Source organism: Actinopolymorpha pittospori (assembly GCF_014873875.1).
Taxonomy (GTDB): domain Bacteria; phylum Actinomycetota; class Actinomycetes; order Propionibacteriales; family Actinopolymorphaceae; genus Actinopolymorpha; species Actinopolymorpha pittospori.
Genome location: NZ_JADBEM010000001.1, coordinates 4,580,954 through 4,607,149, shown reverse-complemented (window position 1 = coordinate 4,607,149; position 26,196 = coordinate 4,580,954). Strand labels below are relative to the sequence as shown.

Genomic DNA, 26,196 nt, shown 5'->3' with positions numbered 1-26,196 from the left:
GCCCCTGGGCGGTGCCTCAGTTGGCCGCCTTCACCTTCGCGGCGAGGGTCTCCGCGAGGGCGCCCAAGAACTCGTCGGTCGTGAGCCACTCGGTGTCGCCGCCGACCAGGAGCGCGAGGTCCTTGGTCATCTTGCCGCTCTCGACGGTGTCGATGCAGGCCTGCTCCAGCGTCTGCGCGAACGCCGTCACCTCCGGCGTGCCGTCCAGGTGACCCCGGTGTGCCAGCCCCCGCGTCCAGGCGAAGATCGACGCGATCGGGTTGGTGGAGGTCTTCTGGCCCTTCTGCCACTGCCGGTAGTGCCGCGTCACGGTGCCGTGCGCCGCCTCGGCCTCGACGGTCTGGCCGTCCGGCGTCAGCAGCACGCTCGTCATCAGGCCGAGCGAGCCGAAGCCCTGGGCCACGGTGTCGGACTGGACGTCACCGTCGTAGTTCTTGGCCGCCCAGACGAAGCCGCCCTCCCACTTCAGGGCCTGGGCCACCATGTCGTCGATCAGCCGGTGCTCGTAGGTGATGCCGGCCTCTTCGAACTTGCCCTTGAACTCCGACTCGAACACCTCGGCGAACAGGTCCTTGAAGCGACCGTCGTAGGCCTTGAGGATGGTGTTCTTCGTCGAGAGGTAGACCGGGTAGCCGCGCTGCAGACCGTAGTTGAGCGAGGCGCGGGCGAAGTCCCGGATCGAGTCGTCGAAGTTGTACATCGCCATCGCGACGCCGCCGGCGGGGTACTCCGCGACCTCGAACTCCATCGGGGCGCTGCCGTCGGTGGGGGTGTAGGTGACGGTGAGCTTGCCCGGGCCGGGAACCACGAAGTCGGTCGCCTTGTACTGGTCGCCGTGCGCGTGACGGCCGATGATGATCGGCTTCGTCCAGCCAGGCACCAGGCGAGGCACGTTGCTGATGATGATCGGCTCGCGGAAGACCACACCGCCGAGGATGTTGCGGATCGTGCCGTTCGGCGACCGCCACATCTTCTTCAGGCCGAACTCCTCGACGCGCGCCTCGTCCGGCGTGATCGTGGCGCACTTGACGCCGACGCCGTGCCGCTTGATGGCGTTGGCGGCATCGACGGTGACCTGGTCGTCGGTCGCGTCCCGGTGCTCGATGCCGAGGTCGTAGTAGTCGAGCTGGAGGTCGAGATAGGGCAGCACCAGCTGCTCCTTGATCTCCTTCCAGATGACCCTGGTCATCTCGTCGCCGTCAAGCTCGACGACCGGGTTCTTCACGGTGATCTTGGACAAGGGGGGCTCCTCCGGCCGGATCGTGGACGGGTGTGCGGGTGGCTTCCCGGACGGCCTCGTCACACGTCGAGGTGTGGGGTTCAGAGGTTCTGGACGTCGGCCTGCTTGGCGCGAACGGCTTCCGCGGCTTCCTTCAGGGCGGCCAGCTCGGAGTCGGTCAGGTCGGTCTCGACGACCTTGCGGACGCCTTCGCGGCCGAGCTCGGCGACCACGCCGAGGTAGACGCCGTCGATGCCGTACTCGCCCTCGACCCAGGCGCACACCGGCATGACAGCGCCGGAGTCCTCGATGACGGCCTTGGCCATCCGGGCGGCGGCAGCGGCCGGCGCGTAGAAGGCGGAGCCGGTCTTCAGCAGCGCGACGACCTCGGCACCGCCGTTACGGGTGCGCTCGACCAGCGCCTCGATGTCCTCCGCGGAGAGGAGATCGGTGAGCGGCTGGCGCTTGCCGTCGACCTCGACGGTGCACTTGCTCGGGACGGGCACCATCGTGTCGCCGTGCGACCCGAGGGTGAGGGTGGTCACCGCCGCGACGGGCACGCCGAGCTTCTCGGCGACGCTGTTGGTGAACCGGGCGGTGTCGAGCATGCCGGCCTGGCCGAGAACACGGTTCTTCGGGAACGCCGTGGCGAGCTGGGCCAGCGCGGTCATCTCGTCGAGCGGGTTGGAGACCACGATGACGACGGCGTTCGGGGCGTGCTTGGCGACGTTCTCCGCGACCTGCCGGACAATCTTGGCGTTCGTCTCGATCAGGTCCATCCGGCTCATGCCGGGCTTGCGCGGCAGACCAGCGGTGATGATCACGATGTCGGACCCGGCGATCGCTTCGTAACCCTCGCCGGACCTGCCGGTGGTCGCGCCGGTGACCTTGGTCTCGAAGCCCTCGATCGGCCGCGACTGGTTCATGTCGAGAGCCAGCCCCTCGGGCCGACCTTCGATGATGTCGGTGAGGACGACTTCGTCGAAGATGTCGTACTCGGCGAGTCGCTGGGCGGTCGTGGACCCGTAGAAACCGGCCCCGATGACAGCGACCTTGCCGTTACGCGCCATGTGTGCTCGCCTCCTGGGTGTGCCGCTGTCGCGCGGCCTTCGGACTCAGCGGTCTCGGAGATGTCTTGGCGTCGAGATACCTGTTGGTGAGCCTAGCCGAGCGGCCGCCTGCGCCGCCGTTCGGGGTCATCGGATGTCCGGCACGGCCAGAGCCAGCAGGAGCGTCGCTCCACCCATGATCGCGAGGGTGGTGACGTCGACCATCCGACTGCGTAGTACGAGCAACCCTGCCCGCCTCGTCGTGAGCACAAGCCGGAACGCCGCCGCCAACAGCACCGAGGCGGCGAACAGCGCCGTACCCGGCCGGAAGTCGACGACCACCACGACGACGAGCGAACCGACCACGCAGGCGAGGACGACCAGGAGCGGCCACTGCCGTCTCGGCCACGGACGGATCGGTGGGAGCGGGCGCCCTCGGTTTCGACTCCAACGTTTCCAGAACGCCCGCCTGTCACCCGGCGTTCCCCCACCGGCCTCGACCGGGGCCGGGGAAACATCGGCGCGCTCACGTACCGCGTCGTCGCCCGGCTGGTCGACCATGGGGTGGCCCTTCCGCTCTCGGATCACTTCGGGGTGTCGCCTGTCGGGTGTCGTCCGGCGATGTCGGTGCTACCTCGCAGAACGGCAGGCTACCCGCCCGGGCACGGGAGCGGACGTACCAGGCGGACCCGAACTCGCGTGCCGCTCGACCCGAACCCTGGGCTCGACGGCTCGGGTCGTCCGATCCGACCGAATGAGGCTGGTTGGCGCCGAACCGTCCGTTCAGGCGGCGAAGGCGGCGACCGCCTCGACGAAGATCTCGAGGTGCGGCGCGAAGTCCCGGCGCGGGGGCTCCGGGCAGCCGGGCAGTTCGATGGCGTGGGGAAGCAGGTCGCGCAGGGCCTCGACCGTACGCCGCTGGTGGACGGGGTTCGCCGGCAACGCGGGCAGGACGCCGACCGGCATCGACAACCGGGCGATCTCGGCGTCCGACAGTCCCCGCAGCGTCGCGCCCGACAGCAGTGCGTCGACGCTCCTCGGCGGCGCCCCGCGGTCGGTCAACCCGCGGCGGGCCAACGCGTCCATGGTTGGGTCGCCCGCGGTGGCGGGCCAGGCGAGCAGGAGCCGCTCCACCCGGTCGGGTGCGGTCGAGGCGAGGAGCGCGGCCGTCGAGCAGCCGTTCGAGCCGGCCACCACGGTGACCGGGCCGGCGGGCAGGTTCGGCGTCGTCGACCTCCGCCTGCCAACTCGGCGCCCGGACGGGCCGGTCCGGTGCCAGCACCTCGAAGCCCGCGTCCTCCAGCTCCGCGACGATCCCGGGTACGCGCCAGAAACGGTCGGCGTTCATGCCTTCGGCCCAGAGCCCACCGTGGAGCAACAGCAGCGTCCTCACGCGGGTCATGGTGCCGCGCCCGGGCCCACGCGCCGATGCCGGGGCCACCCCGCCCGGTCCCGGGTGGAAATCAGTGGAAGAAGTGCCGCGTACCGGTGAAGTAGAGGGGTATGCCGGCCGCCTCGGCCGCCGCGACGACCTCCTTGTCGCGGACCGAGCCGCCGGGCTCGACCACGGCGCGGACGCCCGCGTCCAGCAGGACCTGCAGGCCGTCGGCGAACGGGAAGAAGGCGTCGGAGGCCGCGACGGACCCGGCCGCCCGGTCGCCCGCGCGCGTCACGGCGAGCCGCGCCGAGTCGACCCGGTTGACCTGCCCCATGCCGACTCCGACGGTCGCACCGCCGCTCGCGAGCAGGATCGCGTTGGACTTCACCGAACGCACCGCGCGCCACGCGAACGCCAGATCGGCGAGGGTCGCCTCGTCGACCGGCTCCCCCGTGGCCAGCTGCCAGGCGGTCGGGTCGTCCCCGGGCGCGTCGATCGTGTCGACGCTCTGCAGCAGCAGCCCGCCGGAGACCTGCCGCATCTCGACGCCACCGCGCACCGGGGACGGGCAACGGAGCAGCCGGATGTTCTTCTTCCCGGTCAGGATCTCCAGCGCCCCGGGCTCGAAGTCGGGGGCGACGACGACCTCGGTGAAGACGTCGGCGACCTGTTCGGCCATCGCGACCGTCACCGGCCCGTTGGTCGCGATCACTCCGCCGAACGCCGAGACCGGGTCGCAGGCGTGTGCCTTCGCGTGTGCGTCCGCGATGTCGGTGCCGACCGCGATCCCGCACGGGTTGGCGTGCTTGATGATGGCCACAGCAGGAGCCTCGAAGTCGTACGCCGCCCGCCGCGCGGCGTCCGCGTCGACGTAGTTGTTGTACGACATCTCCTTGCCGTGCAGCTGCTCCGCCTGGGCGAGGCCCGGGGCGGCCGCCGAGGCGCCGGCGTACAGCGCCGCCTTCTGGTGCGGGTTCTCGCCGTACCGCAGCACGGCCTCACGCTTCCAGGCTCCCCCGACCCAGGCCGGGAAGCCGGTGCCCTCGTCGCTCGGCGCGAGCACGTTGGACATCCACGACGCCACCTGCACGTCGTAGGTCGCGGTGTGCACGAACGCCTCCGCGGCCAGCCGCTGCCGCTGCTCGAGCGTGAAGCCGCCCGCCGCCACCGCCGCCAGGACGTCGGTGTAGCGGTCCGGTGAGGTGACGACCGCGAGGTTCGCGTGGTTCTTCGCCGCCGCCCGCGTCATCGCCGGGCCGCCGATGTCGATCTGCTCGATCACGTCGTCCGGTCCGGCGCCGGAGGCGACGGTCGCGGCGAACGGATAGAGGTTCGACACCAGCAGGTCGAACGCCTCGATGTCGAGTTCCTCGAGCTGGCGACGGTGGTCGGGGTTGCGAACGTCTGCGAGCAGTCCGGCGTGCACCTTGGGGTGCAGGGTCTTGACCCGCCCGTCCAGGCACTCGGGGAAGCCGGTCAGCTCCTCGACCCGGGTGACGGGTACGCCGGCGGCCTCGATGGTCGACGCGGTCGAACCGGTGGACACGATCTGGACGCCGGCCTGGGCGAGCCCACGGGCAAGGTCTGTCAGGCCCTGCTTGTCATAGACGCTGAGGAGGGCACGGCGGACGGACCGGCGGCCGTCGCCGGACGTGGCCTGGCTGGTGGAGTCGTTCACGGGATGGTGACCTTTCTGCCCTGCACGGTGTAGCCCTGTCGCACCATCGCGCCGACCACGTCGACGAGTTGGCGGCGTTCGGCGACCTTGATGCGTTCGGTCAGCGTCTCTTCGGTGTCGTCGTCCTCCACCGGGACCGTGGTCTGCGCGATGATCGGCCCGGCGTCGACACCCTCGTCGACGACGAACAACGTGGCGCCGGCGACGCGGACGCCGTAGGCCAGCGCATCACGCGGCCCGTGCATGCCCGGGAACGCCGGGAGCAACGAGTTGTGGCTGTTGAGGTAGCGCCCGCCGAAGGCCTTCAGAAACGACGCTCCGACCAGCTTGAGGAAGCCGGCCGACACCACGAGGTCGGGCTCGAAGGAGGCCACCCGCTCGGTGAGGGCGGCGTCCCAATCCTCCCGGGACGGGAAGTCCCGGACCTTGAGGGTGAATGTCGGAACGCCGGCGCGCTGTGCGCGGGCGAGGCCCTCGACGCCTTCACGATCCGAGCCGACACCGACGATGGTGGCACCGAAGGACGGTTCGCTGGCCGCGTCGAGCAGGGCCTGCAGGAGGGTGCCCGAACCGGAGAGCAGGACGACGAGGCGGGCGGACAGGATGAGCTCCTCGTTGGTCGGTGCGGGGCCGCGGGGGGTGAAACGGGACGACACCAGCGGCCTGCCCGGGGCACGTTCGCTTCGAGTACGACGTTCCGTCACGATAGCGGTAGGTCAGAAAACGACAGGAGAAGCCCCTGTGAGCAGCGCCGAGAAACCCGCGGGCGACCGTCACCACGACGATCAGCCAGTGACCACCCGCCCGTCCGGTACCGGCGGCCCCATCGGACCGGACGAATCGGGCGACCCGCGTCTCGCGCCCATTCCTCCGGAGGGCACCGACGCGCCACCGGACAGCGAGCGCGTGTTCGGCCGGCCGGAGGCCTCCTCGCCGTACGCCCGGATCGTCGCGGCGACGACCCCCGACCCCTCCCGCGGTGGATCTCACCCCCCGGCGCCGCCGCCGGGTGGCGGCCCCGACCCGAGGGAGGTCACGGAGGACCAACTGCGCCGGGCTCGCAACCGGGGCCGCTTCGCCCTGCTGCTCGGAATCGCCGGTCTCGCGACGAGCATCTTCGCGTTCCCGCTCGGTCTCATCCTCGGCGTCGCGGCCATCGTGCTCGGTGCCCTCGCCCGCCGTGACGGCAAGCGTGGCCGGCAGCAGATCGCCGGCGCCACGCCCGGCATGGTGCTCGGCATCGTCGCCAGCGTCTTCGCCTGTGTACTCGGCGTGATGGCGGCGGTGTTCTGGACCGAGATCATCGACTACCAGGACTGCTACTCCGGGGCCAACACCCAGACGGCGCGGGAAGGCTGCCAGCGGCACCTCGAGGAGCAGATCATGGACCGGGTGGCACCGGCACCGCCGCCGCGCTGACGCTCGCGCCGCCGGCGCCCTCCGTGCCCTACGGCGTCGGAGGTTCGTCGCGGGCCGCCCCGGGTTCGGGGTGACCAGGGTTGGTGTGACCAGGGTTGGTGTGACCAGGGTCGGTGCGACCGGGCTCCGTCCGCCCGCGGCGCTGCACGGGGAGCCCCGGCTCGCCGGAGCCCGCCGGACCGCCGTCGCGAGGGACCAGCGACCGGAGTCGCGCGAACGGGTCACCGGCTGGGTCGGGGTCGTGCCGTACGCGCGACCACACCCACCGCCCTCCGCGCAGGGCCAGGACCCCGACGGCGCCGGCGATGCCGAACGTGCTGACCGAGATCAGTGCCGCCGGGAGCAGCGGCACGCCGACGTCGGCGAGCCGACCCGCGCCCGCCGATCCACCGGCCAGGACCGTGGCCACGGTGAATCCCAGGCCACCGACCACGCCGGCCAGCCCGCCACGCAGGGCCGTGGCCTCGGGGCTGAAGGCCGGGGAGCGGCGGAGCGCCACCACCCCGGCCAGGACGCCGGCCGCCATCGGCATCGCCAGCACGCCCATCACCCACCCGGGCGGATGCGGCGAGACGGGAAGCGCGGCGAGCAGCGGGAACGCCGGCACCGGTCCGAGACTCACCCCGGTCGGAGCGACGAGCGTGCCCGTCCCGACGGCGAAACCCGGCCCCAGGGCGAACGCGCCCGCGAACACCGCGGCGCTGGGGAGATAACACACGCACAGCAGGAGAAGCAGGATCAGTCCGACAACGCCCGGGCCGAGCCCGCGCGCGAGCTCGACAATCCGGCCCGCGTGGACCAGCAACGAGGCGGCGACCAGCAGGATGCCGCCGATCACCAGCGCGAACGCGCCGATGGCCCCGCCGTAGAGCACGGCGCGCACCTCCTCCGGCAGCCGCCGCCAGAGCCGTATCCCCTGCCCGCTCACCCAGAGGACGCCCGCTCCACCCGCGACGACGGCCAGCACGCCGCCGTGCACAACCGCCCGCAGGATGTCAGGGGCCGCCTGGTCGGCGCGGGCGAGCACCGCGACCAGCGTGACCAGGCCGGCGTAGACGACGGCGAGCGTCACCACACCCACGCAGACGTCAGCTCGACTCTTCACCGCGCAGGACCGGGCGACCCAGCCTCCCGCCCGCCACAGCAGGACGATCGGCAACAGCGAAAGCCCCAGCGGAGGAAGGCTGAACCTGCCCGAGGTCAGGTCGACCGGAATCCAGTGGGCGAGCAGCCAGGCGTCGGCCCCGACGCGGAGTGCCCACGACGCCGTACCTCCGGTCGTCGCGAACCAGCCGATGACCGCGAGGGCCGCACACGGCAACGCACCGGCGAGAAGAGCCCACCCGGCCGCCAGCAGGGCGCCCACGGCCACCGGTCGGGGATGCCCACCACCGGGCAGGCGTCCTGGAACGCGCGCTGCAGAGCGCGCCAGCAGGTCGGTCATCGTCGACATGGTCCCAGCCACGTCCCGGTTCGGGTCGTCGTGACACGCCGCCGGAGGCGGCCGGCTCATGGGAAGATCCTCGAACAAATGTCACAGATGTTTCTCGATGTCGGGACAGACCCGCCATCGCTGCACCGTTATGGATAGGTTTATCCCGTACGCCTGCGCGCTGTGACGATGTCATCGCGCGCCTGGCGTCAATGTCTGTGATCGCTGCAACCAAGGGCCATGGTGCGGTGTCATCTGGGTGAGAGTCGGCCGAGTGGCGGAGGGCTCATGTCGAATGCCGACGAGTTCGATGCCTTCTATCAAGCCACCCGACAAAGACTCCTCCACCAGATGTACGCGATGACTGGAAACCTGGCCGATGCACAAGACTGCGTTCAAGAGGCGTACGCCCGAGCATGGCAGCACTGGACACACGTCGCCGAACACGCGAACCCCGAAGCCTGGCTTCGGACTGTCGCATGGCGCATCGCGGCCAGCCGATGGCGCAAGATCAAGAACGGCATCGCCGCGATGGCGCGGCATGGTCCCCCGGCACACTCGCCGGAGCCAAGCCCCGACAACGTCGCTTTGGTCGCCGCGCTCAAGGAGATCCCTGAGGCGCAGCGCCGTGCCATCGTGCTCCATCATCTCGTCGGTCTGTCGGTGGAGGAGGTCGCCCGGGAGATGAGCGTCCCGAGCGGCACCATCAAGGCCCGGCTCTCCCGAGGCCGCGCGGCCCTCGCAGTGCTTCTGCGCGAGGGCGGGCCACACGACGAGAGCACGACAGAGGAGACCGAGCATGTCCGCTGACTTCGAGCGCCAGGTCAACGAGCACCTGTCGCAGTTGCGCTCCGAGGTCGACCAGGTGAGGTGGGCCGAGAGCGCCGCGGTCCGCCGGCGTGGCTCCCGTCGCCAGGTCCACCGGGCCGCGACCACCGGCCTCGCGGTCGTCGCCGGTGTCGGCCTGCTCGGCTACAGCGCCGTGGCTGGTATCCCGGGCACCCAACAGATCACTCCCGCGGGCGAGCAACCGGTGGCCTCGACGTCCGGCGCGGCGCGGCAGTCCACGCCGACCGCGCCCGGCAGTCCTTCCGGGACGAGTTCCACGGCGACCCCGCACACTCCGGGCGGCGACAAGCCCAGATCCGGCTCACCGTCGACGCACAAGACCGGAAAGCCGAACCCCCAGCACACCAGGGGCGGCACAGCGGTGCCACCGCCGACAGGCACCTCCTCGGGCTCGCCAGCGGACACTCCCGAGGCGCCCACCCCACCCCCGGGCACCCCCAGCACGCCTCCGTCCACGCCGGCCACCCTGACGACCGACGCCCTGTTGGTCGCGGCCGAGATGCCGCGGGTGAACGATTCGGGCACCAGTTGGTCCTCGGCCGGGACGAGTGAGAGCGAGGGCGGCAACGCGTCGGCCTGTCAGGCCGACAGCCTCGTCGGGCTGGGCGCGATCGCGGCCGTCCGCCGCGACTACACCTGGGGGACCGAAGGCACGGTCACCGGGACCAACCTGGTCGGCCAGTTCGACTCGGCCGAGGACGCGGCCGCCGCCCACGCCTCCTTCCGTGGCTGGCTCGACGGCTGCGGCTGGGGTACGCCACACGGACCGACGGAGGTGGGCGGCGTCGGCGACGCGGCCGCCTGGTGGTGGTTCGGGCGTGAGACCGCCGACGGCTCCGGCGAGATCGAGGTCGTCGGGCTCGCTCGTAGCGGCACCGGGCTCTCGATCGTCGTCTGGCGCGAGGGTGGCCAGGACCTCAGCTACGAGGCTGACCCGATGGCCGATCCGCTCGCGGCCGCCGCTGCCCGTCTCAAGGATCCCGGCGACGGTGGCGCCGTGCCCGCGGACAGCCCACCGCCGGTCGAGCCCCCGCCGGACGACACACCGCCGGTCGAGCCCCCGCCGGTCGACCCGATGCCGTCGACCGAGGGCACCCCCGTACCCGGAACCACCCCGGACTCGCCGCGGAAGACCGCGCCCCCGGAAAGCTGAACGGCGGCGCCCCGGCTGCTGCCGGACGCCGCCCTCGAAGGCGGTCCCGAACCGCCGAGCCGAACGACGCGAGGCCGGTCGTGACCAGGTGGGTCACGACCGGCCTCGCGGCAATAGGTGGCCGATCTGTGGAATGGCCGCCCGATGTCCGGCGGCCTGGTGCGGCTCGCCGACAGATATGACGAGGGCAGGCCAGATGGCGGGCAGGCTGGATCCGCCGACCGTAGATGGCCGGCAGATCCGAACCGACAGGCAGCCCTCGACCGAAGTGAGGGCCTAGCGGCGCCCCTCCACGAGCTCACGCACCAGCTGGGCGGTCTCGCTCGGCGTCTTGCCGACCTTGACCCCGCACGCCTCGAGCGCTTCCTTCTTCGCCTGCGCCGTACCGGAGGAGCCGGAGACGATCGCGCCCGCGTGACCCATCGTCTTGCCCTCGGGCGCGGTGAAGCCCGCGACGTACCCGACGACCGGCTTGGTCACGTGCGCCTTGATGAACTCGGCCGCGCGTTCCTCGGCGTCCCCACCGATCTCGCCGATCATCACGATGACCTCGGTCTCGGGGTCGGCCTCGAACGCCTCGAGCGCGTCGATGTGCGTCGTACCGATGATCGGGTCACCGCCGATACCGACGGCCGTCGAGAAGCCGATGTCGCGCAGCTCGTACATCATCTGGTAGGTCAGCGTCCCCGACTTGGAGACGAGCCCGATCTTGCCCGGGCCGGTGATGTCGGCCGGGATGATGCCGGCGAACGACTTGCCCGGTGAGGCGACACCCGGGCAGTTGGGCCCGACGATGCGGGTGCGGCCCGACTGCTGGGCCCGGGTGAAGAAGTCCGCGGTGTCGTGCACGGGCACGCCCTCGGTGATGACCACCACCAGCGGCATGCCGGCGTCGATGGCCTCGTTGACCGCGTCCTTGGTGAACGCCGGAGGCACGAACACCACGCTGACGTCGGCACCGGTCTGCGCCATCGCCTCGCCGACCGTGGCGAAGATCGGGAGCGAACGCCCCTCGACCTCGACCTTCTGGCCGGCCTTGCGCGGGTTGGTGCCACCGACGATGTTGGTGCCGGCACGCAGCATCTTCCGGGTGTGGATGCTGCCCTCGGAACCGGTCATCCCCTGGACGATGACCTTGCTGTTCTCGGTGAGGAAGATCGCCATGGTCCAGTCGCTCCTTACCGCGCCGCGGCCAACTCGGCCGCGCGACGCGCGGCGCCATCCATCGTGTCGACCTGCTCGACACCGGGCAGGGCGGCGTCGGCGAGGATCTGCCGGCCCAGTTCGGCGTTGTTGCCGTCGAGGCGTACGACGAGCGGCTTGGCGACTGCCTCACCGCGCTCCTCGAGCAGCTTGAACGCCGAGACGATGCCGTTCGCCACCGCGTCGCAGGCGGTGATGCCGCCGAAGACGTTGACGAAGACGGCCTTGACGTCGGCGTCCGACAGCACGATCTCCAGACCGTTCGCCATCACCTCGGCGGACGCGCCGCCGCCGATGTCGAGGAAGTTGGCCGGCTTGACGCCGTTGAACTCCTCACCGGCGTAGGCCACGACGTCCAGCGTGCTCATCACCAGGCCGGCACCGTTGCCGATGATTCCGACCTGGCCCTGCAGCTTGACGTAGTTGAGGTGCTTCTCCTTGGCCCGGCGCTCCAGCGGGTCGGCCGCGGCCTTGTCCTCGAACTCCGCGTGCTCCGGGTGCCGGAACGCGGCGTTGTCGTCGAGGGTGACCTTGCCGTCGAGGGCCTCGACGGTGCCGTCCGCGAGCTTGACCAGTGGATTGACCTCGACCAGCGTCGCGTCCTCGGCGACGAAGGCGTCCCACAGGCGCAGGACGGCCGGGAGGGCCGCGTCCGCGACGTCGGCGGGGAAGCCGGCGGCCGTCACGATCTCCCGGGCCTTGGCCTCGTCGACGCCGGTCACCGGGTCGATCGAGATCTGCGCGACCGCTTCGGGGTTGGTGTGCGCGACCTCTTCGATCTCCACGCCGCCCTGGGCGCTGGCGATGCAGAGGTACGAGCGGTTCGACCGGTCCAGGAGGAAGGAGAAGTAGTACTCCTCGGCGATCGCCGCGGCGGGTGCGATCAACACGCGACGCACCACGTGGCCCTTGATGTCCATCCCGAGGATGGCCCGCGCGTGCACGACCGCCTCGTCCGGATCGGCGGCGAGTTTGACGCCGCCCGCCTTGCCTCGGCCTCCGGTCTTGACCTGCGCCTTGACGACGACTCGCCCACCGAGTTCCTCGGCGGCGGCTCGCGCGTCATCGGGTGATTCCACGACCCGGCCGAGTGTGACCGGTACGCCGTGCTTGGCGAAGAGTTCCTTCGCCTGATATTCCATCAAGTCCACGAGCGCGCTCTTCCTGATCGGTTCGCATACGCCTGGCGGCCGCGAGCTGTGCTCCGAAGCCCGGCGGCGAGCCTAAACCCGCCGGGTACGCGCCCCGCGAGCGGGTCACACTCAGTCCGCGTTCCCGCACGCCTGTACGCACCGGGTGAGCAGCGGCGGAGTCACCTTCGCGAACCGGGACATCTCGCCATGCGATACGAATCCGCTCAGCCGGCGGACCGCCCAGGCCCAGAACCCGACTCAGCCGGCGGACCCGGCCCCAGAACCCGTCTCGGCCGGCTCGCCGGGCTCGGCACACTCACCCAGGTTGGCCCGGACCCAGCTCACGATCTCGTGGGTGGAGGCACCGGGCGTGAAGATCTTCGCGACACCCAACTCCCGCAGCGCCGCGATGTCGGCCTCGGGGACGATTCCGCCTCCGAAGACGAGGATGTCGTCCGCGTCCCGCTCCCGGAGCAACGTCATCAGGCGCTGGAACAGCGTCATGTGGGCCCCGGAGAGCACGGAGAGTCCGATGCCGTCCGCGTCCTCCTGGATCGCCGTCTCGACGATCTGCTCAGGGGTCTGGTGCAGGCCGGTATAGATGACCTCCATGCCGGCATCGCGCAGCGCGCGTGCGACGACCTTCGCCCCGCGGTCGTGGCCGTCGAGGCCGGGCTTGGCGACTATCACCCGGATCGTGGACCGCGCTTCCTGTGCCTCCACGGCGCTTCGCACCTCTCGTTCTCAACCGGCGTTGCGTTCTCGACCGGCGTTCGATGAGTCTTCGACGAGCGTCCGGACCGCGCCCGAAGCCGATCCGGCTCGGCAGCTACCCCGCCCGACGCCTCGAACCTATGACATCTGGACCCCGCCCGGGAGCGGGATCGAAGCGATGCGCCCAAAGGTGTAACGGTTCGACCGCTTTCCGTGACTCTGCGCCCCCGGCGATGTCCGATATGCCGGGTTGGGCCGCATTGCGGGGGCCAGTTTCGGCACGTTCCGTGCGGGAACATTTGGCACGAGTAGGCCGATCCGTTATCGTCTCGGGCGACCTACGACTCCTGAACGTCTGACCCGGTTAAGGGGGGTTCGCGGTAGTGGCCGACCCAGCGAAGCACCGCCGCGCCGCGTCCGCCGACCGCGCTCGACCTCTCCGGGGGTTAGCAGGCTCGTCACCGGGCAGGCGGGTGGCCGGATTCTCCGACACCCTTCGCATCCCCGACGGCGCCCGCGCGCAGAGCGTCCGTCGCGAGGTTCTCGACAGCGTTGAGGCCACCGAGGCCGCCGCCTCCCCCAGCCCTGCACCTTCCAGCCGCGAGGCGACGACGGCGGGGCAACGCAAGAAGCCCGGCGGACACCGCAAGGCCGCGTCCAACAAGAGCTTCCCGACCATCCCGGCCGTGGCCGGCGTCGCGACCCTGGTCGCCGCCGGAGCCGGCGCCCTCACCCTGCAGTCTGGCGTGATCACGGCCGCCGCGGGCGAGACGACCGCGCACAGCCCGATGCCCGCCGAGATCGCCCTCAGCGTCAACCAGGTCCAGCAGGCGCGTGCCGAGGCGGCCGCCCGGGCAGACCGCTCCAAGCGAGACGCCAAGGCCGTGAGCGACGCGAAGGCGGCCGCGGCGCGGGAGGCACGGATCGCGGTCGAGAAGGAGCGCGCGGCCTGGGCCGAGGCACAGAGCAAGCAGGCGCAGGCACTCGAACGCACCGCGGCCGGTGCGACCGACACGCAGGTGTTCGAACGTCACATCGAGTGGGTCCTCCCGGTGGAGAAGTTCCGCCTGTCGGCCGGCTTCGGGCGGTCGGGCTCCATGTGGTCCAACCTGCACACCGGACAGGACTTCGCCTCGCCCATGGGCACGCCTGTCCGCTCGGTCGGCGAGGGCAGGATCATCGACGCTTCCTACGACGGCCCCTACGGCAACCGGATCAAGGTTCAGCTGAAGGACGGCACGGTGACGTGGTACTGCCACCTGTCGGCCTACAAGCTCAGGACCGGCTACGTCGAAGCGGGCACAGTGATCGGCTATGTCGGTAGCACCGGCAACTCGACCGGGCCTCACCTGCACTTCGAGGTGCACCCGTCGGATGGCGACGCGATCGACCCGCTCCCCTGGCTGCGCGAGCGCGGCCTGCTCTGATCGCGGCGCAGCCCGGGTCGTGACCCTGAAGGACTCCAGGCGTACGAAGCCCGGAATCCTTCCCGGGTCAGATCATGATCACCGGCGGGCGGCGAGCCGCCCCTACAGCTTCTCCAGCGGTGCGTAGCGGAGCAGGAAGCGCTTGACGCCCTCCGACCCGAAGTCGACGGTCGCCTCGGCGTTGTCCCCCTGTCCGGCGGTCGCCACCACCGATCCCATCCCGAACGAGTCGTGCACCACCCGGTCGCCGGGCGACAGCGCCACGATCGGCCGCTGCCCCGGTCGGGTGCCCTGCCGCTCGGCACGCCGCGAAGTGGCGGACTGGGAGGTCCACGACGTGTGGTCAGCCTCCGTACGCCGCCAGTCGACCAGCTCGGCCGGGATCTCGTCGAGGAAGCGTGACTCCGGGTTGTGCTGGGGGGCGCCCCAGGCACTGCGCACCACCGCGCGGGAGACGTAGAGCCGCTGCTGCGCACGGGTGATGCCGACGTAGGCGAGGCGGCGTTCCTCCTCCAGCTCCTTGGCGTCGGTCTGTGAACGCTGGTGCGGGAACACACCGTCCTCCAGGCCGGTCAGGAAGACCACCGGGAACTCCAGCCCCTTGGCCGTGTGCAGGGTCATCAGCGTCACCACCCCGCCGTTGTCCTCCCCGTCGGGGATCTGGTCGGAGTCGGCGACCAGGGCGACCCGCTCGAGGAAGTCGGCGAGGGTCGCCGGGGTGCCCTCCGCCGCGGCGTTCTCGGTGAACTCCCGGGCCACCGCGACCAGCTCGGAGAGGTTCTCGATCCGGGTCTCGTCCTGCGGGTCGGCGGAGGTCTCGAGCTCGTGGAGGTAGCCGGTCCGGGCGAGCACCTGATCGAGGAGTTCGGCGGGCGGCAGGCCGTCGGCCACCGCCGCGAGCAGTTCGTCGATCATCGTGACGAACCCGCGGATGCTGTTGGCGGACCGGGTGGCGAGCCCGAGCACCTCGTCGGGGCGCCGCAGGGCCTGCCAGAAGGTGATCCGCTCGCGCTGGGCGAACGCCTCGACGCAGGCCTCCGCGCGGTCACCGATCCCCCGCTTCGGCACGTTGAGGATGCGTCGCAGCGAGACCGTGTCCTCGGGGTTGGCGAGCAACCGGAGGTAGGCGAGTGCGTCCCGGACCTCGCGGCGTTCGTAGAAGCGCACCCCACCCACGACCTTGTAGGGCAGTCCGACCCGGATGAAGATCTCCTCGAACACCCGGCTCTGCGCGTTGGTGCGGTAGAAGACGGCGACGTCCTTGGGCTGGGCGGCCTTGGCGTCGCCGAGCCGGTCGATCTCCTCCGCGATGAACTGCGCCTCGTCGTGCTCGTCCTCCGCGACGTAACCGACGATGGTCTCCCCGGCGCCCGCGTCGGACCAGAGGTTCTTCGGCTTGCGCCCGGCGTTGCGGCTGATGACGGCGTTGGCAGCGGACAGGATCGTCTGGGTCGAGCGGTAGTTCTGTTCGAGCAGGATGACCCGCGCGTCGGGGAAGTCCTCCTCGAACTGCAGGATGTTGCGGATCGTCGCGCCGCGGAAGCCGTAGATCGACTGGTCGGCGTCACCCACCACCATCAGCTCACCGTGCGGCCCACCGCCGTCCGCGCTGGTGAGCTCGCGCACCAGGACGTACTGCGCGTGGTTGGTGTCCTGGTACTCGTCGACGAGCACGTGGGCGAACCGCTCGCGGTAGTGGTCGCGCGCCTCGGGGAACGCCTGCAGCAGGTGCACCGTGGTCATGATGATGTCGTCGAAGTCGAGTGCACTCGACTCCCGTAGCCGCTGCTGGTAGAGGGCGTAGCACTCCGCGAACGTGCGCTCGAGGTGGTTCTCGGCCCGCCGCGCGGCCTCCTCGTGGTCGATCAGCTCGTTCTTGAGGTTGGAGACCCAGTTGAGGATCGCGCGCGGGTTGTAGCGCTTGGAGTCCAGGTCGAGATCACGGCAGACGAGGGTCATCAGCCGGCGGGAGTCGGCGTCGTCGTAGATCGAGAACGACGAGGACATGCCGAACCGCTTGATCTCCCGGCGCAGGATGCGCACGCAGGCGGCGTGGAACGTGGAGACCCACATGACCTCCGCCGCCCTGGGACCGACCAGGTCGGCGACACGCTCGCGCATCTCGCCGGCGGCCTTGTTGGTGAACGTGATCGCGAGGATCGAACTCGGCCGGGCGTCCCGCTCGCCGAGCAGCCACGCGATCCGGCGGGTGAGCACCCTGGTCTTGCCCGATCCCGCGCCCGCCACGACCAGCAGCGGGTGCCCTTCGTGCATGACCGCGGCCCGCTGGGACGGGTTGAGCCCCTCCAGCAGGGTTTCGGGGTCGCTTCGGCGACGCCGCCGCGGGGCCGCGTCGCCGGACTCTTCATCGGTGGACATCGCGACCGGGCGATGCGAAGACAGTGCGCTCATCGTCACTCAGCCTACGATCGTCCGCCGACAACCCGCCCCCGACCGGGCCGTGGCCGAACCATGCCCACTCCGGACAGCCCCGGCGAAGGGGGTCATCGCACCAGGATCGACGCCGATCGGAGGCCGATCGGACGCCGATCCCGCCACGAACGGCCAGGTCGCGGGCAGGTCGCGACCAGGTCCGGCCCGCGGACCGAGCAGGTCCGCGGGCCGGTCCGACCCGGCGGGTCAGCCGGTGTGCTCGTCGGGGTTGTCCCAGAAGTACGTCTCCGGGTCGTAGACCGCGGGCGAGGGCAGGATCCAGGGGTTCACCCAGCCACCGAGGGCGAGGTTCTCCCGGCGCGGGACGTTCTTCAGCCCGTCGCGGACCAGCACGATGCGCGGGTAGTCGGCGACGATGCCGTAGAAGAACGGACCGTGGTCGATGTGGATCTTCTGGACCTGCCACATCAGCTCGATCCGCTTCATGTTGTCCGGCTCGACCCTCGCCTGGGCGTACAGCTTCCACAGCTGGTCGATCGGGTCGTCCTTCTCGGGAAGGACCCACGGGGGCGTGCGCTTCCACGGCGAGACGTTCAGCTGCTGCTTGAGCTTGTTCGGGTCGCCGGTCTGCAGCTGGTAGGCCTGGCCGTGCAACGGCGCCCAGTGCGCCGTCTCGACCGGGATGACCCAACCGGGATAGACGAGCGGGCTGTTGTCGCCCACCTCCCAGGCGGTGGTCGTCATCAGCTCGCCGCGACCCCACCGGTCGCCGAACCCCTCCGGCGGCACCGGGTTGATCTTGGCGGTGATGCCGACCGCCTCCCAGTCGCGCTTGAGGTGGTTGTTCTTCTGGACGTGCTCCTGGCTGGCGTCGGCGGGATAGTCGAGGAAGATCTCCAGCTTCGAGCCGTCGGGAAGCTCCCGCATCCCGTCGCCGTTCTTGTCGACGACACCGAGTTCGTCGAGCATCGACTTCGCCTTGGCCACGTCGTACTTCACGTAGGCGTCACGCCATTCGACGTACTTCTTCTTGGCCTCGTCGTTGATGGTGAACATCGAGCCCTTGGGGCTGAGCGTCCCGGTGGTCGCCTCACCGGTCTCGAAGTAGATCGCCTTGCGGGCGTCGGGCCGGTTGATGGCGTGGGACAGTGCCTGCCGGAACTTCGGCTCCCGGATCATGGCCCGCATCTTCGGCTCGGGATAGTCGTAGTTCAGGAAGCAGATGGATCCCGTGCCGGACCCGCTGTCCCACAGGAACACCCGCACGCCGGTGCGCGACTCGGCCTGCTTGAAGCCGGAGATGTCGCTGAGCACGAGGTTGTGGTGGCCACCGTGAACGTAGTCGACCTTGCCCTCGAGCATCTGCAGCTTCTGGACCTGGTCGTCGACCACGATGTTGAACTGGACCTCGTCGAGGTAGGGAAGCTGCTTGCCTTCCTTGTCGACGACGTAGTAGTAAGGGTTGCGCTCCAGCAGGACGCTGCGGCCCTCGCTGTAGGACTTCAGCTTCCAGCCGGTCATCGTGGGGCAGGCGGTGTTCCGGCCGAAGTCGCCCTTGTTGTCGTGCTCGAGGTACCAGTCCTTCTTCGTGATCTGCTTGTTGTACTTCGGGTGGAACTGCGTCATGTAGTGCTTGGGCATCATCCACAGCGGCCCGACGCTGCCTTCCTGGGCCGCGCTGTTGACCCACGCCGCGAGCCGCTCCGGAGTGATCGGCGCCGGCGCGTCGAACGTCAGCGTGAGCGTGGTCTCGTCAGGCGCCGTCACCTTCGCCACGGTGTCGCGGCCCGAGCGCACGTCGTCCGGTGGGTTCAGACCGACGTAGGCGTCGTTCTGCACCATGTCGTCCCACCAGTACATGATGTCGGCCGTCGACCACGGCTGCCCGTCCGACCACTTCAGGCCCTTGCGGAAATGGAACGTCCATTCCGTGGCATCGGCGTTGGACTCCCAGCTCTCGACCAGGCCGGGTCCGATGTCGAGACCGTCGTTGAGGTAGCGCAGGAAGGAGTTGCCGTACATGTACTCCTTGATGGCCGAGGAGTAGCTCTCTGCCATCACCATCCCGAGCCGGCCGCCGTACTTTCCGGACTCCACCCAGCGGTGCGGAATGACGTACGGAGAGGCCGGCAAGCGCTTGTCCACCGCCGGAAGCTCACCGGACTTCACCAGGGCGCTCAGGGACGGCGCCTCCTGGAAGCTCGCTGGGGGTGTGATCGGTTTGGCCACCGAACCCTTCGCCGTGCTGGCCGTGCCGGTGGCCTTGCCCGCGTTCCCACCGGGCGAGCCGGTGCCTTCATTTCCTGAACACGCGGCCAGCATGAGCGAGCCTGCGGCGACCGCCGAGCCGTACAGGAAGCCACGCCTGCTGACGCCGTCACTGTTCACCATCGATACAGCACCTTCCTCGCGGGTCAAGCCCGAAATCGGGATTCCGCAGCCTGGCACGACCGAAAGTGCGTTGGAAACGTCACTGGACGGCCAGTTTCGGAAGGCCATCATCCCCAGTGAACGGCCACAATGGCGGACAGTCGAGCCGCCGGCCGTGACCAGGAGCGGTCACCGCCGGCGGCTTCAGGACTTGGACGTCTGCGTGGATTCAGCAGTCGAGCGAATGGAATACGTACCCGCGCGCGGACAGTGTGGTCAGGGCCCGGTCGAGCGCCGTGACGGTCTGTGAACGGTTTCCGCCGCCGTCGTGCATCAGGATGACGCGGCCCGACTTCGCGTTGTCCACGATCGCCGACTCGATCTTGTCGACTCCGGGACGGGTCCAGTCCAGCGTGTCGACGTCCCAGAGGACGAGCTTCAGGCCGAGGTCGTCGGCGATGGATCGCAAGGTGGAGTTGACGGAGCCGTACGGCGGCCGCAGGCACTTCGAGGAGGGCCCACCGCTGATCTCGGCACGGATGTCGGACGACGAGAGCGACGGGAGGGACTTGTGGTCCTCGGTGTGGTTGCCGATCGTGTGGCCCGCCTGGCGAACGTCCGCGGCGTACTGCGGGTAGAGGTCGATCTCCTCGCCGAGTTGGAAGAACGTCGCCTTCGCGTTGTGCTTGGCGAGGACGCCGAGGATCTCCGGCGTGTACTTCGTCGGCCCGTCGTCGAAGGTGAGATAGAGGACCTTCGGGCCGTCCGTCGGATCAGGAGACGCGGTCCCGCCCGGGCTGGCCGACGGCGACGCGCTCGGCGATGTGGTGCTGTCACCGGGATAGGTGCCCGAGGTCGGACCGTCGTCCGGAGTGCCGAGCCCGTCGTCCGGCGCTCCCGGAGAGGAGCCACCGCCACCTCGCGCCGGATTTCGCGGCGTAGGCTCACCCGGTGGTGTCGGCCTCGCCAACGAACTCGGCGACATCGAAGACGTCTGCGCCGGCCGGGTGTTCCCCTCGGTCCGCGGCGCGCAACTGATGAAAGAGAAGCCGACAACAACAATGCAGACGACAAAACTCAGCTTCTTGACCCCGACAAAATCTCGCACTCTCAGCACCACTTTCGAGTCCCCCGCGCGTCCTCATCAAGACTGAACGGCGAGAGCGTGCGTCGGCCAGATTCCCTAGTCCCTAAGGATTGGGACTACCGGCAACGCTGAAACTGGGTCTGAGAGAAATGACCGCGTCGGGGGCGGCACGGGTTCACCGCGCCGCCCCCAACTAATTGTCCTGCGCTATTTCTGGAACTGCTTTTCTGTCACCTACAGGTCGGGACGGTGAACGACCCGAATCGCGTTGACCACGGAGGGCTGGTAACCCCGTCGGTCGTGGAACGACACCTGCAGGTTGCCGTTGGCCGGAACGTCGACGACGAACGAACGCTCGTCGGCGTGGCGGCCGCCCACCTCGTCGGCGATGTCGTAGCCGACCAGGACGTACTGGCCGTTGACGTCGACGTCGAACCTGCGCCAGTCGACCCGGGGTGACCGGGCCATCTCGGCGAAGTCGAGCGTCACCTCGTACTTGCCAGCGGGCAGACGGTCGAACTTGTAGGCGTCCATGCCCTGTCGCTGGTCGCGGTAGAGCGTGTCGTCCTCGGTGCCGGCGAAGTCGACCGTGCCGTTCGCCGTGTTCACCGTGGAAGTACCGACCCAACCGAACTGGCCAGCCTTGTAGGCCTGGTCAGCGACCCACGGAAGGTTCGCCGTGTCGGTGTAGGCCGCACCACCGGAGTTGACGCCCTTCCAGTAGCCCGCCACGACCAGCTGCACCGGCAGCTGGACCGTCGGCTGCCGACCGTCGCTGGTGTCGAGGATCAGGGTGCCGCGGTAGACACCGGCCTCCAGGCCAGTGGTGTCCACGCTGACCTTGATCTCCTTCGACGCCCCGACGGCAACCGAACCCTTGGCCGGCTTCACGGTGAGCCACGGGATGTCGGAGGACTGCGGAACGCCGGTCTCCAGCAGGTAGGCGGTGTTGCTGAGCTGCGAGGTCGCCCACAGGTTTCCGGCCGAGTCGAGCTCAGCGCCGGCGCCGGCGAACTCCTCCGTCTCCGGCAGCGCCATCGAGGAGATGATCTCGCAGTTGTCCGGGTTGATCTGGTGGATGTCGTTCGTCGCGGTGCTCGTCGTCACCCACAAGACGTTCGCGGTCGTGTTGTACGCGAGACCGGAGATGCTGGCACCCGGCATCGAGCACTGGCCGAGAAGCGCGCCAGGCTCCGCCGCCGACTGACCTGCCACGTGGTAGACGACATCCTCGTTCCAGCCGCCGATGTAGAAGCTGTCATCGTCGGGCCGGTAGGCGAGGCCACGCTGGGAGATACCACTCCACGGCGAGCCGGTGAGGCTGTAGGTCACCTCGCCGGTGGCCTGGTCCCAGCAGTGGATGCCGTTGTCGGCGCCCACAGCGACCTGACACATCAGGCCACGCTGGGTGTCGAAGGCCATGTCACCGGCCCAGGTGCCAGACCACGGAGCACCCCACGCGCGACCGGTCGGTGCACCGGCCGTGGTGAACTCGGTGTTCTGGATGGCCTCCGGGTTGGAGATCCACAGGTTGGAGCCGGTGTAACCGACGCCCCAGGCAACGCTCACGCCCTGGGTCGGCCAGGAGTCGAGCACGTCACCCACGGCGTACGGACGCGCCTGCTGCACCTCGGCCTTGGTGTAACGACTCGCCGCGGTCCGCGCCTTCGGGTCGGCCTTGGCCGCCATGGTCTTGGAGACCTTGGCCGCCTGGGCGTTGACCTTGCCGCCACCAGCCTCGGACGCCTCGAACTTCAGCGCCGCGGAGCCGGTGTTGGTGAGGGTGATCGTCGCCGACTGGTTGTTGCCCTGCGGCAGCAGCCAGGTCAGCTCGGGGGCGTCGATCTCCGCGCGGGCGGTCTTCAGCACGAAGTTCTTCGTCACCGTCTGGCCCTCGGCAACCGTCACGGCCGCCTGCGCCGCGGTGTAGTTGGAGGCGGTCGCCTTCAGGGTGTAGGAGCCCACCCAGACCTGGCCGGCGTACACACCGTCGGCACCGGTCTTCATCTCGCGGACGACCGTGTCACCGTCGAGGACGGAGACCGTGGCGCCCGCGACCGGCTCGCCGTCGTTCTTGTTGGTCACCGTGCCGGTGACGAAGCCGTTCGGCGGCAGGGTGTAACGCACCGACTTCTCGTTGGAGAGAACGGCGGCCTCGTTGCTGTACTGCAGACCGTCGGTGCCGGTGGCGTTCTCGATACCCACGGTCGCGGACAGTCCCTGCTCATCGGGGACGGCCGCGTCGAGGTTGCCGTAGGCGAGGGTGATGTCGCCGTTCTCGTGGAGCACGATCTCCGCGTCGATCCGCGCGTTGTCGCTGGCGAGGATCTGGGCGTTGCGCCACTCGACGATGAACGACCGGTTCGGCGACGTGCCGACGGTCTTGGTGTAGATGCCGGCGTCCGCGTCGATGTTGAGGTCGTCCCAGAACGCGTAGATCGCCGCGTTCGGAGCGGTCGCGTTCGGGATCGAGCCGTTGACGAAGCTGGTCGACGGCGCGGTGAAGCTCAGGTGGCCGTTCGTGGAGGCGTTGAGCTGCTTGTAGCCGCTCCCGTAGAAGTACACGGGGAACGGCAGGTTGACGACACCGGACGCGTCGTCACCGCTGATCGCCTGCTTGGCGTCGGCCTGGACGTACTCCGAAGCCTCCACCACACAGCGGTAGCCGTAGTCGTCGGTGCGGTCGGCGACCTCGAAGTCGACGACCTCCGCCGAGTCGACCACGACGTCCTTGGACGTCGACGTCAGACAGCCCGTGCCCGCCACGGTGATGCTGTAGTTACCGGCCGGCACCGAGTCGAAGGCGTACGCGCCCTCGGCGTCGGTCGTGGCCGGCGGGATCGGCGTACCGTCCACACTCACGGTCACCCCGACAACGGGCTGGCCGCGCGCGTCCACGACGGTGCCCTGCACCCCGAACGACGGCGCCGCGTCGAGAGCGAAGTCTCTCGTCGTGGTGGCGTCCTTGCTGACGGTCGCGGTCGCGGACTCCGACGCGAGCCCGAAGGCACTGACGTCGATCGTGTACGAACCGGTCGAGAGGGTGAAGCGGTAGGTGCCGTCCGGACCGGTCGTGGTGCTCCGCTCCAGCGGACCCTCGACCTCGACCCGCGCACCGGCGACCGGCGTGCCGCCGTCCGCGGCGGTGACGGTGCCGGTGAGGACGCCGGTGTCGCCGCGCGGTGCGGCGTCGACCGCGGCCAGGACGTCGAGCTTGCCCTCGCCCCAGACGTTGTTGTTCTCCGGCGTTCCACCACAGGTCAGGTCTTCGGTGTCCCGCGCCGTCTCGTTGAGCAGCGTCCGGGTGCCCTCGATGTCGCCGACCAGCGCGGGCGCGGCCGACCAGATCAGGGCGACCGAACCGGACACGTGGGGAGCGGCCATCGACGTACCGCTGTTGTTGCCGTAGCCGTTACCCGGGATCGACGAACGGATGTTGTCGCCAGGTGCCGAGATGTTCGGGCGGATCTCGCCGTTGGCACCAGGGCCACGGCTGGAGAAGTACGCGATCTGCCCGTTCTGGCTGTACGCGCCGACACCGTAGGCGAACGGGGAGTCCGCCGGCGAACCGGTCGTGTCACAACCGAACTCGCCCTCGTTGCCGTTGGAGAAGACACCGAAGATGCCGGAGGCGGTCCAGCCCGAGACGATGTCGTCGTACCAGGGGTCGATGTCGGACAGGTTGCCCGCGCCCCAGGAGTTGTTGACGATGTTCGGACGCAGGTCCGGCCGCGGGTTGTCACCGTTCAGGTCGGTCGGCGCCAGCATCCACTGCCCCGAGGACAGCAGGGACATGTCGGAGCAGCCGAGGTCCTCACAACCCTTGGCCGCGATCCAGCGTGCGCCCGGCGCGACACCGATCTGGTTGCCGGTGGCGTCGTCGCCGATCATGGTCCCCATCGTGTGGGTACCGTGCCCGGCGTTGTCGCAGGGAGCCACGGACGGGCTGCCGCAGGTGTTCGACGGGTCGAACCAGTTGTAGTTGTGGTCGAACGTGCCGTTGCCCTGGTTTCCGCGGTACTTCCCGACGAGTGCCGGGTGGTCGTACTGCACGCCGGTGTCGATGCTGGCGACGGTGATGCCCTCACCACGGACGCCGTACTGGCTCCAGACGTCGTCCGCGTTGATCTCGGCGATGCCCCACTCGACGGCGTTGACGCTCTTGCCCGCCGGCTTCTTGATCGGCTTGGGGACCTGGAACGTCCGGGTCTCGGTCACCCGTGCGACACCGGGCAGCCCGGCGAGCTTCTGGGTGAGCGACTCGGTCGAGTTACGGACCAGGATCCGGTTGGAGATCCAGTACGGCGTGTAGGTGGCCTTGGCCACCTTCAGCGCCTCTCTGGCACCGGCCTGGCTCTTGTTCGCGGTCTCCTTCAGTGCCTTGACGACCGCTTCACCGCGCGCCGTCCAGTCCTTGACGGAGGAGGCCTTCGTGAGGTCCGCCTTCCCGTCAAAGACCAGCCACAGGTCCGACGCGCCCTTCGCGTCGAGCTTCTTCTGCACGGCCTTGTCGACTGGTGCCGGCTTGGCCACCGGCTCGGGCGCGGCGAGCGCCGCGGCTGGTGACAGCAGGCCTGCCACCATGGCCAGGGAGGCGGTGGCGACGAGCGCCAACGACCTTCCTCTGGCGGGCCGGGACGGCGCCCCGAAGGCCGCCCGACCTCGATCCCTGCGTCTGAACACGTACCCCTCCTCATGGGACCTGGATGCGCCCGCGCCCCGGATCACGGGTCGCGGACGACAAGGTTCCTGCGCAGCCAACTCGTGATCACGGAGGCGGGACAGGGCGGAGTAGGGGCGTTCGACGGGCACTTCAGGGCCGACGCGGCCGCACTACGGCCGGAAGACGTGGCCGTACTCCGGCCGAAAGCTGACGTCGCGTCGCGTGGCGAAGCGCCTTTCCTCGGCGCCGGACGAAGCGCTCAGACGCTCTTGATCCGTCGCGGACGTGGCCTTTGGGACGATCAGTGCGAAGCGTCCCGGATGTAACAAGAATGTTCAGCGATGTGACAGAGTGCGTCTCCTCTCTTACAACCTGCGTCGGAACGTGTCAGAATTCTCCGGGCGCGGCGCGGTACCCGGAGATTCTTCGGCTCGCTTCCCCCCGTGGGGCGGCGGGCACCTGGGGGGGTGGAAAGCGATTGCACGACTTCGCCATCGACAAGGTCCTCAAGGCAGCACCCACGACAGGGCTCGTCCTGTGCGTCGGCCTCGGGGCCGACCTGCGGTCAGCGGTCATCCGAAGCGTGGGCGACGACACAGCCGTCCTGGTCGTCGCCAACGCGGAGAGCGCGCTTCGAGTCCTCGCCCACGACCCACCTCCGCCACCGGCGGCGGTCAGCACCCGGTCCCTCGTGGAGTTCGGACCACTACGACTCGACGAAAGTCTGCGCGAGGCGTCCTGGCACGCGCGGCCGATCGAACTGTCCGCCAGGCAGTTCGACCTGCTCGCGACCCTCGCCCGCGCCGGTGACCGAGTGTGGAGCTTCGCCGAACTCACCGAGACGGTCTGGCAACGCCCCTACGTCGGCGACCTCGACGCGGTTGCCTCGGCCGTCAAACGCCTCCGTCGCCGTCTCAACCTCGTCACCGGCGAGCTCACCGTCGCCTCTGTTCGGGGGGTCGGCTACCGGCTCGCACTGCTGCCCACGCCTCTCCACACGGCTACGCCCAGAGGCGCGACTGCATGAG

At 69.5% G+C, this 26,196-nt stretch carries 19 protein-coding genes; 5 read left to right on the top strand and 14 right to left on the bottom strand.

All coding sequences use genetic code 11. The features are described from left to right. Window positions 1-16 precede the first annotated feature (16 nt). From HEB94_RS21750 to purN, 6 genes are all read right to left on the bottom strand, one after another. Window positions 17-1,240, bottom strand: coding sequence for an NADP-dependent isocitrate dehydrogenase (locus HEB94_RS21750; RefSeq protein WP_192751602.1), 1,224 nt, complete (start codon window positions 1,238-1,240; stop codon window positions 17-19). Window positions 1,241-1,320: 80 nt separating this feature from the next. Beyond that, the gene (gene mdh / locus HEB94_RS21745; protein ID WP_192751601.1) at window positions 1,321-2,289 is read right to left on the bottom strand and encodes a malate dehydrogenase; all 969 of its coding nucleotides are present in this window, start codon (window positions 2,287-2,289) and stop codon (window positions 1,321-1,323) included. A gap of 126 nt (window positions 2,290-2,415) precedes the next feature. Then, a complete protein-coding gene (locus HEB94_RS21740) occupies window positions 2,416-2,829 on the bottom strand; it encodes a DUF3017 domain-containing protein (RefSeq protein ID WP_192751600.1) in 414 nt (137 codons plus the stop codon). A 222-nt stretch (window positions 2,830-3,051) separates the two neighbouring features. Then, the gene (locus HEB94_RS21735) at window positions 3,052-3,462 is read right to left on the bottom strand and encodes an alpha/beta fold hydrolase (RefSeq protein WP_202896473.1); all 411 of its coding nucleotides are present in this window, start codon (window positions 3,460-3,462) and stop codon (window positions 3,052-3,054) included. Window positions 3,463-3,731: 269 nt separating this feature from the next. Beyond that, window positions 3,732-5,324, bottom strand: a complete 1,593-nt coding sequence (gene purH, locus HEB94_RS21730) for a bifunctional phosphoribosylaminoimidazolecarboxamide formyltransferase/IMP cyclohydrolase (RefSeq protein WP_192751599.1) — start codon at window positions 5,322-5,324, stop codon at window positions 3,732-3,734. Further along, window positions 5,321-5,926 (bottom strand): phosphoribosylglycinamide formyltransferase, encoded by a 606-nt coding sequence (purN, locus tag HEB94_RS21725; protein ID WP_202897329.1) that lies wholly within the window; start codon window positions 5,924-5,926, stop codon window positions 5,321-5,323. Before purN ends, purH begins: the two co-directional genes overlap by 4 nt. A gap of 139 nt (window positions 5,927-6,065) precedes the next feature. On the opposite strand from purN, the gene HEB94_RS21720 reads away from it, so the two are divergent. After that, entirely contained in the window at window positions 6,066-6,743 is a 678-nt protein-coding gene (locus HEB94_RS21720) for a DUF4190 domain-containing protein (protein WP_192751598.1), read from the top strand. A gap of 28 nt (window positions 6,744-6,771) precedes the next feature. On the opposite strand, the gene HEB94_RS21715 is transcribed toward HEB94_RS21720, so the two are convergent. Further along, complete coding sequence (locus HEB94_RS21715; RefSeq protein WP_192751597.1) at window positions 6,772-8,256, bottom strand: cell division protein PerM; 1,485 nt, start codon at window positions 8,254-8,256, stop codon at window positions 6,772-6,774. A 207-nt stretch (window positions 8,257-8,463) separates the two neighbouring features. Here HEB94_RS21715 and HEB94_RS21710 point away from each other — a divergent pair, with 207 nt between their 5' ends. Beyond that, the gene (locus tag HEB94_RS21710) at window positions 8,464-8,985 is read left to right on the top strand and encodes a SigE family RNA polymerase sigma factor (RefSeq protein ID WP_192751596.1); all 522 of its coding nucleotides are present in this window, start codon (window positions 8,464-8,466) and stop codon (window positions 8,983-8,985) included. Then, window positions 8,975-10,177, top strand: a complete 1,203-nt coding sequence (locus HEB94_RS21705; RefSeq protein ID WP_192751595.1) for a hypothetical protein — start codon at window positions 8,975-8,977, stop codon at window positions 10,175-10,177. The genes HEB94_RS21710 and HEB94_RS21705 overlap by 11 nt, the downstream gene beginning before the upstream one ends. Before the next feature lie 276 nt (window positions 10,178-10,453). On the opposite strand, the gene sucD is transcribed toward HEB94_RS21705, so the two are convergent. The 3 genes from sucD to HEB94_RS21690 all read right to left on the bottom strand — a co-directional run bounded on the left by sucD (window position 10,454) and on the right by HEB94_RS21690 (window position 13,236). Continuing rightward, the gene (gene sucD, locus HEB94_RS21700; RefSeq protein ID WP_192751594.1) at window positions 10,454-11,341 is read right to left on the bottom strand and encodes a succinate--CoA ligase subunit alpha; all 888 of its coding nucleotides are present in this window, start codon (window positions 11,339-11,341) and stop codon (window positions 10,454-10,456) included. Between the two features lie 14 nt (window positions 11,342-11,355). Further along, a complete protein-coding gene (gene sucC, locus HEB94_RS21695; RefSeq protein ID WP_192751593.1) occupies window positions 11,356-12,531 on the bottom strand; it encodes an ADP-forming succinate--CoA ligase subunit beta in 1,176 nt (391 codons plus the stop codon). Window positions 12,532-12,771: 240 nt separating this feature from the next. Continuing rightward, the gene (locus tag HEB94_RS21690; RefSeq protein ID WP_337917886.1) at window positions 12,772-13,236 is read right to left on the bottom strand and encodes a cobalamin B12-binding domain-containing protein; all 465 of its coding nucleotides are present in this window, start codon (window positions 13,234-13,236) and stop codon (window positions 12,772-12,774) included. A 464-nt stretch (window positions 13,237-13,700) separates the two neighbouring features. Here HEB94_RS21690 and HEB94_RS53660 point away from each other — a divergent pair, with 464 nt between their 5' ends. After that, a complete protein-coding gene (locus tag HEB94_RS53660) occupies window positions 13,701-14,654 on the top strand; it encodes a peptidoglycan DD-metalloendopeptidase family protein (protein WP_192751592.1) in 954 nt (317 codons plus the stop codon). Window positions 14,655-14,756: 102 nt separating this feature from the next. Here the strand turns inward: HEB94_RS53660 and pcrA are convergent, their stop codons facing one another. The 4 genes from pcrA to HEB94_RS21665 form a co-directional block, all read right to left on the bottom strand. After that, on the bottom strand, window positions 14,757-17,066 hold the full coding sequence (pcrA, locus tag HEB94_RS21680; protein ID WP_192751591.1) for a DNA helicase PcrA: 2,310 nt from the start codon (window positions 17,064-17,066) through the stop codon (window positions 14,757-14,759). A 228-nt stretch (window positions 17,067-17,294) separates the two neighbouring features. Further along, window positions 17,295-19,439 (bottom strand): ABC transporter substrate-binding protein, encoded by a 2,145-nt coding sequence (locus tag HEB94_RS21675; RefSeq protein ID WP_192751590.1) that lies wholly within the window; start codon window positions 19,437-19,439, stop codon window positions 17,295-17,297. A gap of 208 nt (window positions 19,440-19,647) precedes the next feature. Continuing rightward, window positions 19,648-20,403: a polysaccharide deacetylase family protein gene (locus tag HEB94_RS21670; protein WP_192751589.1), complete on the bottom strand. Its 756-nt coding sequence runs from the start codon at window positions 20,401-20,403 to the stop codon at window positions 19,648-19,650. A gap of 336 nt (window positions 20,404-20,739) precedes the next feature. After that, window positions 20,740-25,119 carry a S8 family serine peptidase gene (locus tag HEB94_RS21665; RefSeq protein ID WP_192751588.1) on the bottom strand — a complete coding sequence of 1,460 codons (4,380 nt, stop codon included), beginning with the start codon at window positions 25,117-25,119 and terminating at the stop codon, window positions 20,740-20,742. A gap of 527 nt (window positions 25,120-25,646) precedes the next feature. Between HEB94_RS21665 and HEB94_RS21660 the strand changes: the two genes are divergently transcribed. Beyond that, a complete protein-coding gene (locus HEB94_RS21660) occupies window positions 25,647-26,195 on the top strand; it encodes a winged helix-turn-helix domain-containing protein (RefSeq protein ID WP_192751587.1) in 549 nt (182 codons plus the stop codon). Window position 26,196 lies beyond the last annotated feature (1 nt).